We start from the raw sequence: 15788 nt of genomic DNA, 5'->3' as shown, positions 1-15788 counted from the left end.
CGGAGTTCGACCTCGGCGGGCACCGTCCGAAAGGTGTCCATCGTGACCCGCTCTTCCCTCGTAGCGCGCCGCGTCGCGCTCCCCATCACCGCCGCCCTCGTCGGCGGAACGCTCGCCACGGTGGGCCTCGCGTCCTCCGCTCACGCCGCCGACGTCGCGCTCTCCAAGAGCTTCAAGTACACCTGCAAGGTGACGGCTGGCGACGCTCCGCCACTGAATCTCGGCACCCACGTGCTCGACGTGGCCATCTCGACCACCGTCCCCACCACCGTCTACCCGGGCCAGACGATTCCCAAGCGTGCCGTCAAGATCACGCTGACGATGCCCGAGTTGCTCCGCGACTCGACGGTCGGCCTGCTCAGTGGCACGGCCGCCTGGGGCGGCTCCACCGACGCTGCCATGACCCTCACGACCGCTGGCAAGACGTCTGCCATCCGGATTCCGAACCTCGCCGCGCCCAGGACGGCCATCCCGCAGGCGGTCAACCAGCCGTGGAACATCCCGGCTTCGGGCACCGTCCCGGCCATCAAGGCCCCGGCGTACACCGCTGGCTCCGTCGCGCTGGGCGTGCCGGCGAGCTTCACCATCGCGGCCTCGATCTACACCGAGCCCGACGAGATGCCCGCCGAGACCATCCCGTCCAAGCTGACGTGTGTCGGCCCCGCCGACCGCGCCCTGGGCTCGATCCGCGTGGTCAAGGCGCCGAACGTCGCCCCGAAGGCGCCCAAGACCGTCAAGGTCGTGACCAAGAAGAACAAGGCCAAGAAGTTCGTCATCAAGGCCACGGACGCCAACCGCGACCGCCTGACCTACAAGGTCGGCAAGGTCAACAAGAAGGCCGGCAAGGTCAGCGGCAAGGGCCCGAAGTTCACGTTCAAGCCCAAGAAGAACTTCAAGGGCAAGACCGCGTTCTACGTGTCCGTCCGTGACGGCAAGGGCGGCACCGCCCGCGTGAAGGTCATGGTCACCGTCAAGAAGAAGTGACACCGGCTCGACCCTGAGGAAGGGGGCGAGGGCTTCGGCCCTCGCCCCCTTCGTCTATTTCAGGAACTTCGAGGTGGTGCGGTCCTTGAGCAGGACACCGCCGGTCTGGCAGGTCGGGCAGTACTGCAGGGAGGAGTCCGCGAAGACGACCTCGGCGATCGTGCCGCCGCACACGTCGCAGGTCTCCCCCGCGCGCCCGTGCACCCGCATCCGCTCGCGCTTGGCGTCCTTGAGGTCCGACGCGGGCTTGCCGTCGGCCGCCGCGACCGCCTCGGTCAGCACCGAGGTGACGGCCGACTCGAGCCGGCCGATCTCGTCCTCGTCGAGCTTCTCGGCGATCGCGAACGGCGACAGCCGGGCGGCGTGCAGGATCTCGTCGCTGTAGGCGTTGCCGATGCCGGCGATGATCGACTGGTCGCGCAGCAGCCGCTTGACCTGCATCCGGCGCTGCAGCAGCGGGCGCAGGTCGAAGCCGGGCTCCAAGGGATCGGGGCCGAGCCGCTCGATGCCCGGGACCTCCTGCGGATCGCGCACGGCGTAGACGGCCAGTCCTTTGCGGGTGCCCGCCTCGGTCAGGTCGAAGCCCTCGTGCGGTCCGTCGCCCCGGTCGACGCGCAGCCGCAGGGCGAGGGGCCCGCCCATCTTGATCCGCTTGTCGCCGAAGTGGTCGCTCCAGCGCAACCACCCGGCCTTCGCGAGATGGATCACCAGGTGCAGGCCGTCCACGTCGATGTCGATGAACTTGCCGTGCCGGCGCACGGCCGAGACGGTCAGGCCCGCGAACGCCGACACCGGCGGATCGTAGGTCTTGAGCACCGCGAAGGAGGCGGGCTCGATGTCGGCGACGACGGCTCCGTCGAGCTTCTCGCCCAGCCAGCGCACCAGCGCCTCGACCTCGGGCATCTCAGGCATGGCGCCAGCCTAGGAGTCTCAGCCCACGAACGTCAGCCACAGCAGGACCAGATTCAGCGCCACGATCGCGCCGCCCGCCAGCACGGCCAGCGCCGTGGTGGCCCGGCGGTTGACGTACTCGCCCATCACCGCGCGCGAGGACGTCAGCCACACCAGCGGCACGACGGCGAACGGGATGCCCATCGACAGGACGACCTGCGACACGACGAGGGCCCGGGTCGGGTCGATCCCCAGCAGCAGGATCGCCAGCGCCGGGATGAGCGTGATCATCCGCCGCGTCAACGGCGAGAGCGACCACGACGTGAGGCTGCGCATGACCTCGGCGCCGGCCGCGCTGCCGACGGACGTCGACGAGATGCCCGAGCCCAGCAGCGCCACCGCGAACAACAGGGCGACGCCCGCGCCGATCTCACTGCCGATCAGCTCGTACGCGCCGGCGATCGTGTCCGTGCCGGGCATGCCCTGCAGGTTCGCCGCCGCCATGAGCAGCAGCCCCAGGTTCAGGACGCCGGCCAGGATCAGCGCCAGGACCACGTCGGTGCGGGTGGCGGCCAGCAGCTCGCGCACGGACGAGTCCTCGCCCCGACGACCCAGGCGGCCCGCCGTCAGGCTGGAGTGCAGGTAGACCGCGTGCGGCATCACCGTGGCGCCGACGATGCCCGACGCCAGAAGCACGCTCTCGGCGCCGTCGAAGCGCGGCACCAGACCGCCGGCCACGCCCGAGACCGAGGGCGGACCCACGACGAGTCCGGCCAGGAAGCCGACCGCGATCAGCAGCAGGAACCCCACGATCAGCCGCTCGAGAGCGCCCTGCCCGCGTCGGTCGCCGATCGTCAGCACGAGCATCGCGACCACGGCCGTCAGCACCGCGCCCACCGGCAGCGGCAGGTCGAACAGCAGGTGGAACGCGATCGCGCCGCCGATGACCTCGGCCAGATCGGTGGCGATCGCGATGCCCTCGGCCTGCAGCCAGTACAGGAACCGCGTGCGGGTCGAGACGCGCCCGCCCACCTGGGCCGCGAGCGACCGGCGCGTCACCAGTCCCAGCTTGGCCGAGAGGTACTGCAGCAGCACCGCCATGAGGTTGGCCAGGACGATGACCCAGACGAGCGTGTAGCCGAACTGCGCCCCGGCGGTGAGGTTCGTCGCGACGTTGCCGGGATCGACGTACGCGACGGCAGCGATGAACGCCGGCCCCAACAGCGTGAGCCGGCGTCGCAGGGCGTGGGTCACTCGGCGCGCAGGTCCTGGTACTCGGGGTGCTTCTCGATGAAGTGCTTGACGTAGGTGCAGTGCGCCTGGACCTTCTTGCCGCGCGAGCGGACGTCGTCGAGCGCGTAGCCGACGAGCTTGCCGCCCAGGCCCTGGCCCTCGAAGCGCTCGTCGATCACGGTGTGCGGGAAGACGACGACGTCGCCCTCGTCCCGCGCCACGGTGTGGCCGGCGACCTCGCCGTCGACCGCGATCTCGTACTGCTGCTCGGGCTCGTTGTACGTGATGTCGACCGTCATGGGACGACCTTGCCACACCACGCCACCGGCGGCCGGGGGCGTGCCTGCGCGTGGACCCGGCGGAGGGTCAGGACGGAGTGGACTCGACGCGCTCGTACGTGACCTCGGACAGGCCGTGGCGCACGAGCGACTCGCGGGCCGAGTCGCCGAAGCGCAGCCGCTTGGTGTGCTCGAGGTTGTCCTCGATCAGCACGCGGTTGGTGCGGATGAGGTCGGCCACCACGCCGAGCATCACGCACAGCATCGCCATCGTCAGCAGCAGCACGCCCAGCAACAGGGACTGCAGGTGGCCGCCCTGCTCGTCCTGGGTCCACAGCACCGCGTAGCGCACGAACGGGATCAGCCCGAGCACGCCGAAGATCAGCGTGAGCCAGCTGAAGATCACGTACGGCTTGTACATGATGAACGACCGGGTGATCGCCATCGCGGACTTGGCGATGTGCTCGGGCGTCGTCTTGAACAGGCGCGACTCGCGCGTCTTGGGGTTCGTGACGATCGGCAGGCTGGCGATCTTCAGGTTCTTGTTGCCCGCCTGGATGATCGTCTCCATGCAGTAGCTGAACCGCGTGATGGTGTTCAGCAGGATCAGGCTCTCGCGCGAGTAGGCGCGGAACCCGCTGGCGGCGTCGGGCAGCTTCGTGCCGGCCGCCCGGTTCACGACGGAGCTGCCGACCTTCTGCAGCTGCTTCTTCGCCCAGGAGAAGTGCTCGACGAGGTGGACCTGGCGGTCGGCGATGACGATGTCCGCCTGGCCCGCGATGATCGGCTGGACGAGATCGGTGATCCGGTCCTGCGGGTACTGGTTGTCGCCGTCGGTGTTCACCACGATGTCGGCGCCCAGCTCCAGCGCGCGGATGACGCCGTCGTGGAACGAGCGGCCGAGGCCCTGGTTCCGGACGTGGTGGACGAACTCCGTGACTCCGTGCTCGCGCGCGACCTCGACGGTGCGGTCACTGCACCCGTCGTCGATCACCAGGACGACGATCTCGTCGATGCCGGGGATCTGACGCGGGATCGAGGCCAGCACCAGAGGAAGCGTCTCCTCCTCGTTCAGGCACGGGATCTGAACAACTAGTTTCACGGTTTCCTCAGGATCGGGGACGGGCGCTCAGGAGCCATCGTACGGCGCGCGGAGTCAGGCGGGCTTGCGAGCGGAGGCGACCATGCCGATGCCGCGGTCGGGGCGGAGCCGCTGCAGGAGGATGAACGGGCGCACCAGGACCGCGACCACGAGGCCCACGATCCGGTTCGGCGGCTGGAACGTCCGGCCACTGGCGTAGGTCAGGTCCTCCATCGAGGCGTCGCGGCGCTCGAGCTTGCGGGCGTCGATCCGGTTGCGGACGGCCTCGAGGGCGTAGCCCAGGGGCCAGCCGTAGACCGTCGTCCGGACGTCGACCAGTCCGGCGGCCTCGAGCTGCGCGCGCAGCTGCTGCGGCTCGTACCGGCGGAAGTGTCCGGCGTTCGTGTCCATCGGGCCGAACCGGCTCTGGAACGCGGGCACCGACATCACCAGGTGCCCGCCGGGCCGGATGGACGCCACCCAGTCCTTGAGGGCCTGGTTGTCGTCCTCGAGGTGCTCGAGCACCTCGAAGGCGCACACCACGTCGAAGGTCGCGTCCGCGGGCACGTCGGCGTGAACGCCGTGGAGCACGGTGCCGCCGACGGGACGGATCCGGGAGTCGGCCACCGCGAAGGAGCTGTCGTCGGGCTCGACGGCCAGGTACTCGCTGTGCTGCGCCAGCCGAGCGCCGATGGCGCCCTGTCCGCAGCCGACCTCGAGCACGGTGCGCGGCGCGATCCGCTCGAAGACCCGCCGGACCACGTCGTAACGCAGCCAGGCTCGGATCGCCAACGGCGGCAGTCCCTCGACACTTGCCTTCGACACGCTCACTCCTCCTCGATCGGATCCACTGGACCGATCTGTCTCATCATCGGTCGCACGGCTTCCGCCGCGGTGAAATCTCGGGCGGCCCGAGTCTGCATGCGCTCGCGCAGGTCCGCCACCCGGCTACGGTCCGCGGCCAGCTCGCGCAGCACGTCCGCGAGGGCCTTCGCATCGCCCGGGGGGACGTACTTCGCGTCGTCGCCCAGCACCCCGCGCTGGGCCGTGGTGTCGGAGGTGACGATCGCGCAGCCGGCCGCAGCCCCCTGGAACACCTTCGTGGGCACGACCTCGAGGGCCTTGGCCGTGGTGCCGAAGATGCCCAGGCACACGTCCTGCGAGGCGACGAGGTCGATCAGGTCTGCGGGCTCGAGCCACTCGATCCACCGCACCCGGTCGCCGGCGATCCGGCGGGCCTCGTCCCAGTCCTGGCCGCGACCCACCAGCGTGATCTCGACCCGGTCGTCGGGCTCGAGCAGCGCTGCGGCCTGCGCGATGGTGGTGGCGCCCTGGAGCGGGGTGAAGAGGCCGAAGAAGACGACGCGCAGGTTCGCGTCGGGATCGGAGTGCTGCGCGGACGAGCCCGCGGCGAACCACTCGTCGGAGGCGCCCACGGGACAGACGACGATGTTGCTGCGACCGCTCTCGGTCAGGACCGCGGCGCGCTCGGCCGTGTCGACCACGACGACGTCCGCGCAGGCCAGCGCCAGCCGGTCGATGGCGGTCATCACCCGCCCGCGCAGCGATCCGCGCGCGGCCAGGCCCCGGTCGAGAACCGTGCCGGACGCCGACACGAGGTGGTCCAGGATGATCGGGACGCGGCCGAAGACCAAGCGCGCGAGCACGACGTCGAAGTGACCCAGGTAGCCCACGAGCACCGCGTCGGGCCGGCCACGTCGCCTCTCCCTCAGGCCGAGGCGGGCCAGCGAGGCCCAGCGGCTCAGCAGGCGCAGGCCGAAACCGGGCAGCCGCCAGGGCTGGCGCACCAGCGCCACGCGCTCGGCGGTGGAGTAGCCCAGGGGGCGGTTGAGCTCGACCACGTCCTGGTCCCAGGCGCGCAGTCCCGCGATCAGGACCGCGACGCGGGGGTGGACAGCGGCGTCGTAGGTTCCGAAAGCCACGATGCGCACGCCCGTCACTGTAGCCGCTGGGCCCGCTCCGCTCTCGCGAGCGGTTGCTAACCTCAGCACGTGGATGCGCAGCCGGTGGGCCCTGCCCCGACGGGCCAGAAGCGCACCACGGCTCGTACGTGGGCGAAGCGACTGGCCCTGCTGGTGATGCTGGCCCTGGCCGCCGTGGCCATCACCCGCAACTACCAGGCGATCGCCGACGACCTCGAGCGCATCCCGCCGTGGACCATCGCCGGGGCCGCTGTCTTCGCCGTCCTGGGCATGGTCGCGTCCCTGCAGGTCTGGCGCGAGCTCCTCTCCGGGTTGGGGTCGCCGCTGCGGCTGCGGCCCTCGGCCCACATCTTCTTCGTGAGCCAGCTGGGCAAGTACGTGCCCGGCAGCCTGTGGTCGATCGTGGCCCAGATGGAGATGGGCCGCGAGCACAAGGTGCCGCGCCGCTCGGCCGCCGTGCTGGGCGTGCTGGCCCTGGTGATCTCCGGCGTCGCCGGCATCACCGTGGCGGTGGCGCTGATGCCGTGGGTCAGCGACGACCTGCGTCACCGGTTCTGGTGGCTCGTCCTCGTCCTGCCCGTGCTGTACGTGCTGATCCACCCGCGACTGCTCGACCTCGTCCTGGGCCGGCTGCTGCGCCTCGCTCGGCGTGAGCCCCTCCCGGCCACGATCGGCTGGAGCTCGCTGCTCAAGGCCACGGCGTGGCAGTGCCTGACCTGGCTGCTGCTGGGCCTGCAGGTGTGGCTCATCGTGATCGGCCTCGACGGCGACCCCACCGAGACCCTCGCCCCCTCGATCGTCGGCTACGCCCTGGCGTACACGCTGGGCATGGCGGCGTTCTTCCTCCCGGCCGGCGCCGGTGTCCGCGACGCCGTCCTCGTGCTGGCTCTGGCCGGATCGATGCCGACGTCGAGCGCGCTCGTCGTCGCGCTCGTCGTCCGCTGCCTCTCGACCCTGGTCGACCTACTCCTCGCGGGCGTCCAGCTGGTCATCCACCGCGCGTCCGCCTGAGCGCTTCCGGCGCCACAGCAGCGGCACCACGAAGAGGCCGGCAGTGATCGCCACCGCTCCCCCGGTGATGACCAGACCCTGGGACACGCCCGGAGCCCGGTACTCCAGCTCCACGGTGTGCCGTCCCTCGGGGACCGGCACCGCCGCGAACGCGTGGTTGGCCGGGAGCAGGTCGACCTGCTCGCCGTCCACCGTCGCCACCCAGCCCTCGCGGGCGATGGAGTCGGCCACCACGAGGTAGCCGTCGCCGGTGGCGTCGACCTCGACCTCGATCGATCCGGCATCGTCGCGGACCGGGTCGACGCGGGCGCTCGACCCGTCGGCCACGAACGGCCCGGGCTCGTCGAGCAGGACCTCGTCGGACGCGATCCCCTTCTTCAGCAGGTCGAGGCGCTCGGGAGCGGACTCCACGACGCGGCTCTCACCGGCCCAGCGGATCCTCGGCAGGGAGGTCAGCCGCTCGTAGACCACCGACCCGGCGTCGGTGTGCACGAGTCGCAGGCCGTCGTCGCGCGGGCGGACGGCCTCGCACCACAGACCGTCGTCCGTCGCGGCCAGCTCGACCGGCTGCTTCGTTCCGGTGAACCACACCTCGACCTCGGCGTCGCCGGAGGACGGCAGGTCCTCGCCGGCCAGCCCGATGCGGATCGGGCCCTTCGGGATCGTCCCGGCGAAGGCGCGGACGCCCTCGATCACCTGGTCGCCCGCCGTGACCCGCACGTGGGCCTGAACCCGGTCCGTCTCCTCGAGCGGGATCGCCCGCGTGGCCTCCACGGAGAGGCCGCGCAGCCCGCCCGCCGGCAGCCGGCAGGTGGCGCGCTCACCGTCGTCGAGGGTCACGGCGCCGGACGGTCGTCCGGACGGGTAGGCGAGCTCGCCGACCACCTGACTGGGCCGGACGGCCCAGTACTTCACCGAGAACTGGTCCAGCAGCGGGTTGTCGCCGATCTCGCGCGTGGGGAGGTCGGAGAAGCGGGAGTAGGTGCGGGTGATCTCGGTGTCCGGCGCGACCGTGTTGAGCAGTTCCTTCCAGGCCGGCGCGGTGAACTCGTGACCGACCGGCGTCCGCAGCTTGTAGTAGTCCGACGTCGCCGGGTATCCCCACATGGCGCCGCTGGCGTAGCGCTCCTCGCCGATGTTCGCCTGGAGGAACTCGTGCGCCTCGCTGACGGGATACAGGTGACTGCGGTCGCTCAGCGGCCAGACGTGCCGCGCGAACATCGTGGCCTGGACGACGACCATGATGACCACGGCGACCGGGACGATCCGTCGCACCTTCGCACTCATCAGGCCCGCGGACAGCACCACGATTCCCGCGATGACCCAGATCGCCGGCAGGACGAGCTCGGCGGCGACCTCGGACGCGGTGCCCGCGTCGAGGCTGACTGCCACGACCCGCCACGCCACGTAGACCGCTCCGAGCGCCAGGAAGGCGCCCAGCGCGATGCGGGCGGCCAGCGGGAGCCGCCGGCCGACCGGCGCGGTGGGGCCCTCGTCGGCGGCAGCCACCAGCCGGTCGAGCCCGAAGGCGGCGACCAGCGCCACCAGGAAGCCGACGATCGAGGCCGCCCGGCCGATCTTGTTCGTGTCGAACCCCGGCAGCGTCTGCAGCAGCTCGAGCGGCGCGCCGCCGAACCACGTCAGCCAGACCCAGGTGACCAGCAGGACGGACATGAGGCCCACGACACCCGGACGGATCCGGGCGGACCGGCCCATGACGAGAACGACCAGCAGCAGGAGCACGGCCCCGGCCCCGACGTAGGCGATGCCCTCGATCGGGTTGACGCTGCCCCAGCGCTCGTTCTCGACGCACGTGCCCCACGCGCCGGGGGCCACGCTCGTCACGAGCAGCTCGGTCGGCGTCGCGTCCCGGGCCTCCCGTCCGGCCAGGACGTTCCCCAGGCTCATGACGAACGGCAGGATCTGGACCGCGGACAGGGCCACGCCCAGCAGGACGCCGCCGGCCGCGCCGGCCCAGGCCACGACGGTCGCGCGGGTGCCCTCCTGGCGCCAGCCCAGCACGAGCACGTAGACCGCGCCCGTCGTCAGCGCGAACAGCGTCACGGCCGGGAAGCCGCCGAGCAGCATGCTCGCCACGACCAGGCCGACCCACGCCACGTCGCGGGCGCGGCGCTCGACCACGACCCGGTCGAGAGCCCAGAACAGCAGCGGGATGAACACGGCCACCCGCGTGTGCGGCCAGTTCGTCCACATCAGCATGAAGCCGCTGGTGAAGAACACGAAGGCGGCGAGCAGGGCCGCGCTGCGGCGCACGCCCCAGCGGCCCAGCAGGGCCACCATCCCCACCACGACGATGAGCAGCTCGGTGAGCTTCACCCACGCGGGGGCGAGGTGGCTCGGCAGCACCCAGAACGGCCACGTGACGGGGCTCAGGACCGTGTGGTTCGGCAGGGACGCCATGGGCGCGCCGCCGACCTCGTAGGGCGTCCAGGTGGGCCACACCCCGGCGCGGGCCGACTCGACGGTGTTCACGATCGCGGGGTACAGCGCGTCGAACGTGTCGCCACGGCACCACATCGCGCCGGCGGGCACGGCTCCGGTCGCGGTCCAGGGCCAGTACGCCTGGAGCAGGTCCACGTCGAGGAAGACGCCGAAGCCGAACAGAGCCGGGCCGAACGTCAGGGCGACGAGCGCGACGATGCCGACCACCATGGCGACGCGCGTGGCTCGCTCGACCGGGGCAACCCCGTCCCGCTGGCGCGACGGCGTCTTCGTCATGTGTGCTCCCCAGCCCTACTCGGTTGACATCGGTGCCCCGCGACGGGGATTCGGCGCTCTCCCCCAGCAGTTATGATGACGGGGCCGAGACAACAGGGGGACACGCGGGTGGATTCACAGGTGGCCGGGGGCCCAGAACTGCGGGCCGAACTCGAGGGGTGTCGTCGCGAACTGGCCGCCGCGCGTGAAGCGCACGAGTCCTGCGCCGAGCGCGCCGCGGCCGCCGACCGGGCCGAGGCCCAGGCGCTCGAGATCTCGCGCACGCTCGACGCCCAGCTGACCCGGTCCGAGCGGGTCGCGTCCGGGCCCAAGGGGTGGCTCAAGCGTCGCGTCCTCCCGAACGCGGCCACGCCCCAGGAGCTGGCCGACGCCCAGGAGCTGCGGGCCTCCTCCCTCTTCGACGGCGCCTGGTACCTGCGCGCCTATCCCGACGTCGTGTCCACCGGGCTGAGCCCGGCCCTGCACTACCTGCGACACGGCGCCGCCGAGGGCAAGGACCCGGGCCCGGAGTTCAGCACCAAGCGCTACCTCGCGAAGCATCCGCTGGTGGCGCAGCGCCGGGCGAACCCGCTCCTCAACCACCTGCGCACCCACCAGTGAGCGCCGACGCCCTGGTCGCGCTGGAGCTGATGCCCGACCACGAGCGGCTGGAAGCCGAGATGGCCGCGGTCGCTCCGCTCTTCGACGAGGCGTACTACGCCCAGACCCTGCCGACCCTGCCGACCCTGCCCGACACCGTCACCGACCTGCTCGAGCACTTCTGCACCACGGGGTGGAAGCAGCTGCGCAAGCCGAACGCCGAGTTCGACGTCTGGTGGTACTGGGCCAACCACCTCGACCCGGCCGACGACTCGCTCAACCCCCTCGTCCACTACGCCCTCGCCGGACGCGCGGTGGGCCTCTCGACCCGGCCGCGCACCACCGCCAGTGGGCCCGGCGCGGTCCTGCCCACCGACCGTCCGGTGCGCCGCGCCTGCCTGTTCGCCGGCTTCGACGCCCAGGGAGTCGTCGACGAGGCGGCCATGATCCTGCTGCGCGAGCTGGCCCGGTTCAGCGACGTGTACTGCCTGTACGACAGCTACCTGCCCGAGACCGAGTTGGCGAAGCTGCGCGAGGTCGCGCGGGACGCCTGGTCCGTCCGCCACGGCGCCTACGACTTCGGCTCGTACTCGATGCTCGCCCGCGACCTCGTCGGCTGGGAGGCCCTCGAGGACTACGACGAGGTCCTGTTCGTCAACGACTCGTCCTTCCTCGTCCGTCCGCTGGACGAGGTGTTCGAGCGGATGGATGCCCAGGCGTGCGACTGGTGGGGTCTGCAGGCCACGAAGGGCATCGCGATGACGCGCGACGTCCCCGAGAACGCGTTCCCCGATCCGATCCCGCTCGACACCGTCCGCGACGAGCTCCTCGACCAGTACGAGGACTCGGTCACCTACGACTTCCTCGTGGGCTCGTACTTCCTGGCGTTCCGCCGCCCCGTGCTCGACAACGCGATCTTCCGCCGGCTGATCGACAGCGTCACCGCGCAGCCCTCGAAGCGCCTGATCATCCAGAAGTACGAGATCGGCCTGACCCACCTGCTCATCGGCCACGGGCACCGCTTCTCGACGTTCGTCCCGTACCTCTACCCCTTCCACCCGGTCTTCACCCCGTGGGCGTTCCGGCTCATCGACGAGGGCTTCCCGGTGCTGAAGCGGTTCCTGATCTACCAGAACCACTACGACGTGCCCGGGCTCGTGCACTGGAAGGAGCGACTCCTCGAGGTGGCGCCCGAGGCTCCGGTCGAGGTGCTCGAGGAGAGCCTGCTCCGCACGGCCCCCGCCGACCGGCTGGCCCGCAGCTTCGCGATCGAGCGCGGCGACGACGGCGAGGTCGTCGTCCCGACGCCGATGACCCCGCGCGAGTTCAAGAAGGCCGACACCGCCGCGCCGCGGCGGCCCGACCGCTGGGTGTTCGTCGTCGACCCCGCCACGGGGATGCTGCCGGACAACAGCCGCGCGATCTTCGATCTGGTCCGCGACGACCCCGCCATCACCAAGATCGTCCTCTCCCGCTCGGTCCGCCTCGAGCCGGCGGGACGCAACGTGGTCTGCCTGCCCGAGCGCAGCCCCGCCGGGCGTGAGGCCCTGCTCGGCGCCGGCGTCATCTTCGTGAAGGAGCAGCCGTTCCGCACCCTCGGCCTCGGCAGCCTGGCCGAGCGACATGTCGTCGTCGCCGTGCGCGAGGGCCTGTCGATGGTCGCCACCTCGCGGATGATGACCCCCTCGCCGCGTCCTGACATCTCCCGCCCCGACGACACCGGGCCGCTGGAGATGCTGCACGAGATCCCGCGTCCGAAGGTCACCGGCGTGCTGGCCGCGTCGGCCGTCGACCGTGGTGTCGCGCTCGCGGCCCACTGGCCCGCCCGCTTCGCCGACGCCTGGCTGACCGGCATCCCCGCCCACGACCACCTCGTCGCCGAGCTGCCCCCGCCCGAGGTCGCCGCCCAGGAACAGGGCGTCCGCGATCTCCTCGGCGGGCGCCGCCTCGTCCTGCTGGCCACCTCGCACCGTTCCTCTCTCAGCTCGGCGAAGCCGTACCCCTACTCCCGGCGCGAGATCGACGCTCTCGTCGCGTGGGCGCGGGCGAACGACGCCGTGTGGGGCGTCCGCGATCCGCGGGGCGACCTCGAGCGCGCCTACCTGCGCCGCTTCGGCGAAGCCGCCCTCGACCTCTCGGCGATCGGCTTCCCCAGCACCCAGGCGGTGCTGCGCGCCACCGACGTCCTCGTCACCGACCACGACGGCATCGGGCTCGACTTCATGGTGACCGGCCGGCCCGTCGTCAGCTTCGCGCACGACCTCGACCAGGTCGCCGACTCGCTGCTGTTCGACCTCGAGCACCTCTTCCCCGGTCCGGTCTGCCGCGACTTCGACTCCCTCGTCGAGGCGCTCGCCCCCACCCTCGATGCCACCGAGCCGTCGCGCCGGTACCTGCGCACGCGCGACCTGCTGATCGACCGCGTCGACGACCAGAACACCGCCCGCGCCGTCGAGCGCGTGCGTCTCGAGCTCGAAGGAGGTGTCGCGTGACGCTCGACGAGTTCGTCATCGCCTGGTCCGCCTTCGCGGCGCGCTGGGACGACGCACGGGGCGAGTCGCCCGAGGCCGCCCAGTCGCTGCTCGACGACGTGCTCGCGTCGGGGCTGTCACCGGCCCCCGAGTCCGCGGCGCCCGCCCCGGACCCGGTCGTGCTCGAGTGCGAGGTCGCCCTGATCAAGCGCGCCAAGGCGTTCGACGTGAAGGCCTACAAGCGGGCCCAGGTCCTGGTGCGCGCCGCCCAGACCGGACCGTTCAGGCACTTCTGCAGCATCGGCTGGAAGAACCTGGTCAACCCCCGGATCGACTTCGACCTGTGGTGGTACTGGAACGAGCACCTCGACCCGACGCGCGAGGACATCAACCCGCTCATCCACCACCTGCTCGTGGGACGGCACCAGGACCTGCCCACGCTCCCGCCGGTCGATGACGTCCGGCCCCCCACGAGCCTCGGAGCCGACGACACGATCCGTCGAGCCTGCCTGTTCGTGGGGTACGACCCCGACGGCATCGTCGACGACCACGTCGTCGCCTACGTCACCGAGCTGTCGCGCCACGCCGACGTGTACTACCTGGCCGACTCCACGATGGCGCCCGGCGAGCTGGAGAAGCTCGCCGGCGTGACGCGTGGTGCCTGGTCGATCCGCCACGGCCGCTACGACTTCGGCTCGTGGTCGATGCTCGCGCAGGACCTCGTCGGCTGGGACACCCTCGCGACGTACGACGAGGTCGTGTTCGCCAACGACAGCGCCTACCTGCTGCGCCCCCTCGACGACGTGTTCGCCCAGATGGTCGCCACCGCCGCCGACTGGTGGGGACTGCACGCCACCAAGCGCCCCTACTCCCGCGACAACGGCGACGACGTCCCGCTGCCGCTGGCGGAGGCGAAGCAGCGCTGGCGCGTCCCCAACGAGATCGACCCCGTCGACCACCTGCACCTGAGCTCGTACTTCCTGGTCTTCCGGCGCCCGGTCATCGCCGACCCGGGGTTCCGGGCGCGGCTGGACTCGGTCCGGCGACAGACCTCGAAGTCGCTCGTCATCCTCAAGTACGAGGTCGGCCTGAGCCGGTACCTGCTGACCCGGGGCTTCGACTTCGCCACGATCGTCGACGGGCTGTACCCCTACCTGCCGGCCTACACGACCGACTACTGGGACGTCCTGGCCCAGGGTTTCCCGCTGCTGAAGCGCAACCTGATCTCCGAGAACCCGCGGCGCATGCCGGACCTCGACACCTGGAAGGAGCGCGTCCTGGCCTTGGTGCCGGGCGCCGACGTCGAGTCCTTCGAGCGCAACCTGCTGCGGATGAGCGCGGACGACAAGCTCCGGCACAGCCTGTCGATCACGACGCGCCCCGACGGGACCGTGGACTACCACGAGCCGTGGTCCTGGGCGCGGTTCCGCACCGAGGACCGCTGGGCGCCCAAGTTCGACCACTGGTGGGCGTTCCCGGTCTGCGCGTACGACCACACCCTCTCGGGCAACGAGCGCGCCCTGTTCGACGAGATCGCCGACGACCCGTCGATCAAGAAGATCATCCTGACCCGCTCCCGCCGGATCGACCTGCCCGGCGAGAACGTCGTGACGGTGCCGCTGATGAGCCGCGAGGGCCAGTACCACCTGGCCCGGGCGCGCCAGATCTTCGTCAAGCACGGGCCGCGGATCAACGCCCACTGGCCGCTCTCCCCGATCACCCACAACTTCGTCAACACCTGGCACGGCATCCCGCTCAAGCGATTCGGCTCGGCCATGATCGACCCACCCCCCGAGCTGAAGAGGGCCGAGGGCCGCGAGCACGTGGCCTGCCGCGCCGTGGTGACGTCGAGCCGGATGGACTCCCTCACCATGAGGTCGGCGTTCTGGCCGCTCGCCTACACCGACATGTGGCCCACCGGGCTGCCGCGCAACGACTACATCCGGTGCGAGCCCGAGCGGCTCCCGCCCGACCTGGCCGACGCCGGCCGTCGCCTCGAGTCCGACCTCGACGGCCGCCGCCTCGTGCTGTTCCTGCCGACCTTCAAGGACGCGCAGGACGAGGCCTACTACCGCTTCAGTCCCGAGGAGCTGGCCTGGCTGCAGGACTGGATGTACCGCAACGACGCGGTGCTCGGCGTGCGCGAGCACATGGCCGACTCCGCCAAGACGTACTGGCACCAGCTGGCGCCGCTGGGGGCGATCGACGTGTCGAGCCGGCGGTACCCGGACCTGGAGGTCCTCTACCGCAGCGCGGCCGCCCTCGTCAGCGACTACTCCAGCTGTCTCGTCGACTTCATGCTGACCGGACGCCCCGTGGCCAGCTTCGCCTACGACCTGGATCGGTACTCCCAGCAGGAACGCGGCCTGTTCTATGATCTCCACCAGGTTCTTCCCGGCCCGGTCTGCGAGACCTTCGACGACCTGGCCGAGGCGCTCGACGGCTTCTTCGATCCCCTGTCACCGGAGCAGGAGGAGGACTACGCCTGGCGGCGTCGGCTCTTCTTCGATCACGTCGACGACCGGGCCGCCGCGCGCGTCGTGGCCCGCGTGAAGTCCCTGTACGGCAGCTGATCCCC

12 protein-coding genes are annotated in these 15788 nt (G+C 71.0%); 5 read left to right on the top strand and 7 right to left on the bottom strand.

The window, feature by feature from the left end; all coding sequences use genetic code 11:
- The first annotated feature begins 42 nt into the window (after positions 1-42).
- Positions 43-984: a DUF6801 domain-containing protein gene (locus tag NP095_RS01285; RefSeq protein ID WP_232417963.1), complete on the top strand. Its 942-nt coding sequence runs from the start codon at positions 43-45 to the stop codon at positions 982-984.
- A gap of 54 nt (positions 985-1038) precedes the next feature.
- On the opposite strand, the gene NP095_RS01280 is transcribed toward NP095_RS01285, so the two are convergent.
- From NP095_RS01280 to NP095_RS01255, 6 genes are all read right to left on the bottom strand, one after another.
- The gene (locus tag NP095_RS01280) at positions 1039-1896 is read right to left on the bottom strand and encodes an Fpg/Nei family DNA glycosylase (RefSeq protein WP_232417966.1); all 858 of its coding nucleotides are present in this window, start codon (positions 1894-1896) and stop codon (positions 1039-1041) included.
- An 18-nt stretch (positions 1897-1914) separates the two neighbouring features.
- Positions 1915-3096 carry an Nramp family divalent metal transporter gene (locus NP095_RS01275; RefSeq protein WP_232418564.1) on the bottom strand — a complete coding sequence of 394 codons (1182 nt, stop codon included), beginning with the start codon at positions 3094-3096 and terminating at the stop codon, positions 1915-1917.
- A 29-nt stretch (positions 3097-3125) separates the two neighbouring features.
- The gene (locus NP095_RS01270) at positions 3126-3407 is read right to left on the bottom strand and encodes a GNAT family N-acetyltransferase (protein WP_232417969.1); all 282 of its coding nucleotides are present in this window, start codon (positions 3405-3407) and stop codon (positions 3126-3128) included.
- A gap of 67 nt (positions 3408-3474) precedes the next feature.
- The gene (locus tag NP095_RS01265) at positions 3475-4488 is read right to left on the bottom strand and encodes a glycosyltransferase family 2 protein (RefSeq protein ID WP_232417972.1); all 1014 of its coding nucleotides are present in this window, start codon (positions 4486-4488) and stop codon (positions 3475-3477) included.
- A 54-nt stretch (positions 4489-4542) separates the two neighbouring features.
- On the bottom strand, positions 4543-5292 hold the full coding sequence (locus NP095_RS01260) for a class I SAM-dependent methyltransferase (RefSeq protein ID WP_232417982.1): 750 nt from the start codon (positions 5290-5292) through the stop codon (positions 4543-4545).
- Positions 5293-5294: 2 nt separating this feature from the next.
- Complete coding sequence (locus tag NP095_RS01255) at positions 5295-6419, bottom strand: glycosyltransferase family protein (protein WP_232417984.1); 1125 nt, start codon at positions 6417-6419, stop codon at positions 5295-5297.
- 60 nt (positions 6420-6479) lie between these two features.
- On the opposite strand from NP095_RS01255, the gene NP095_RS01250 reads away from it, so the two are divergent.
- A complete protein-coding gene (locus NP095_RS01250; protein WP_232417986.1) occupies positions 6480-7421 on the top strand; it encodes a lysylphosphatidylglycerol synthase transmembrane domain-containing protein in 942 nt (313 codons plus the stop codon).
- Here NP095_RS01250 and NP095_RS01245 read toward each other — a convergent pair.
- Positions 7374-10160, bottom strand: a complete 2787-nt coding sequence (locus NP095_RS01245) for a YfhO family protein (RefSeq protein ID WP_232417999.1) — start codon at positions 10158-10160, stop codon at positions 7374-7376. The two genes, NP095_RS01250 and NP095_RS01245, sit on opposite strands and share 48 nt — an antisense overlap.
- A gap of 120 nt (positions 10161-10280) precedes the next feature.
- Here NP095_RS01245 and NP095_RS01240 point away from each other — a divergent pair, with 120 nt between their 5' ends.
- Genes NP095_RS01240 through NP095_RS01230 form a run of 3 tightly spaced genes read left to right on the top strand, consistent with a single transcriptional unit; the run spans position 10281 to position 15783 of the window.
- Complete coding sequence (locus NP095_RS01240) at positions 10281-10760, top strand: hypothetical protein (RefSeq protein WP_232418000.1); 480 nt, start codon at positions 10281-10283, stop codon at positions 10758-10760.
- The gene (locus tag NP095_RS01235; protein ID WP_232418002.1) at positions 10757-13231 is read left to right on the top strand and encodes a rhamnan synthesis F family protein; all 2475 of its coding nucleotides are present in this window, start codon (positions 10757-10759) and stop codon (positions 13229-13231) included. The genes NP095_RS01240 and NP095_RS01235 overlap by 4 nt, the downstream gene beginning before the upstream one ends.
- A complete protein-coding gene (locus tag NP095_RS01230) occupies positions 13228-15783 on the top strand; it encodes a CDP-glycerol glycerophosphotransferase family protein (protein WP_232418003.1) in 2556 nt (851 codons plus the stop codon). The genes NP095_RS01235 and NP095_RS01230 overlap by 4 nt, the downstream gene beginning before the upstream one ends.
- The last annotated feature ends 5 nt before the right edge of the window (positions 15784-15788 follow it).

The sequence above is a fragment of the Aeromicrobium duanguangcaii genome, assembly GCF_024508295.1.
Lineage (GTDB): Bacteria > Actinomycetota > Actinomycetes > Propionibacteriales > Nocardioidaceae > Aeromicrobium > Aeromicrobium duanguangcaii.
This window is presented reverse-complemented; position numbering and strand designations above follow the sequence as displayed.

Bases quoted from the DNA above. Each gene is read 5' to 3' on its own strand.
- NP095_RS01280 (WP_232417966.1), bottom strand. From the start codon at position 1,896: ATGCCTGAGATGCCCGAGGTCGAGGCGCTGGTGCGCTGGCTGGGCGAG.
- NP095_RS01245 (WP_232417999.1), bottom strand. From the start codon at position 10,160: ATGACGAAGACGCCGTCGCGCCAGCGGGACGGGGTTGCCCCGGTCGAG.
- NP095_RS01270 (WP_232417969.1), bottom strand. From the start codon at position 3,407: ATGACGGTCGACATCACGTACAACGAGCCCGAGCAGCAGTACGAGATC.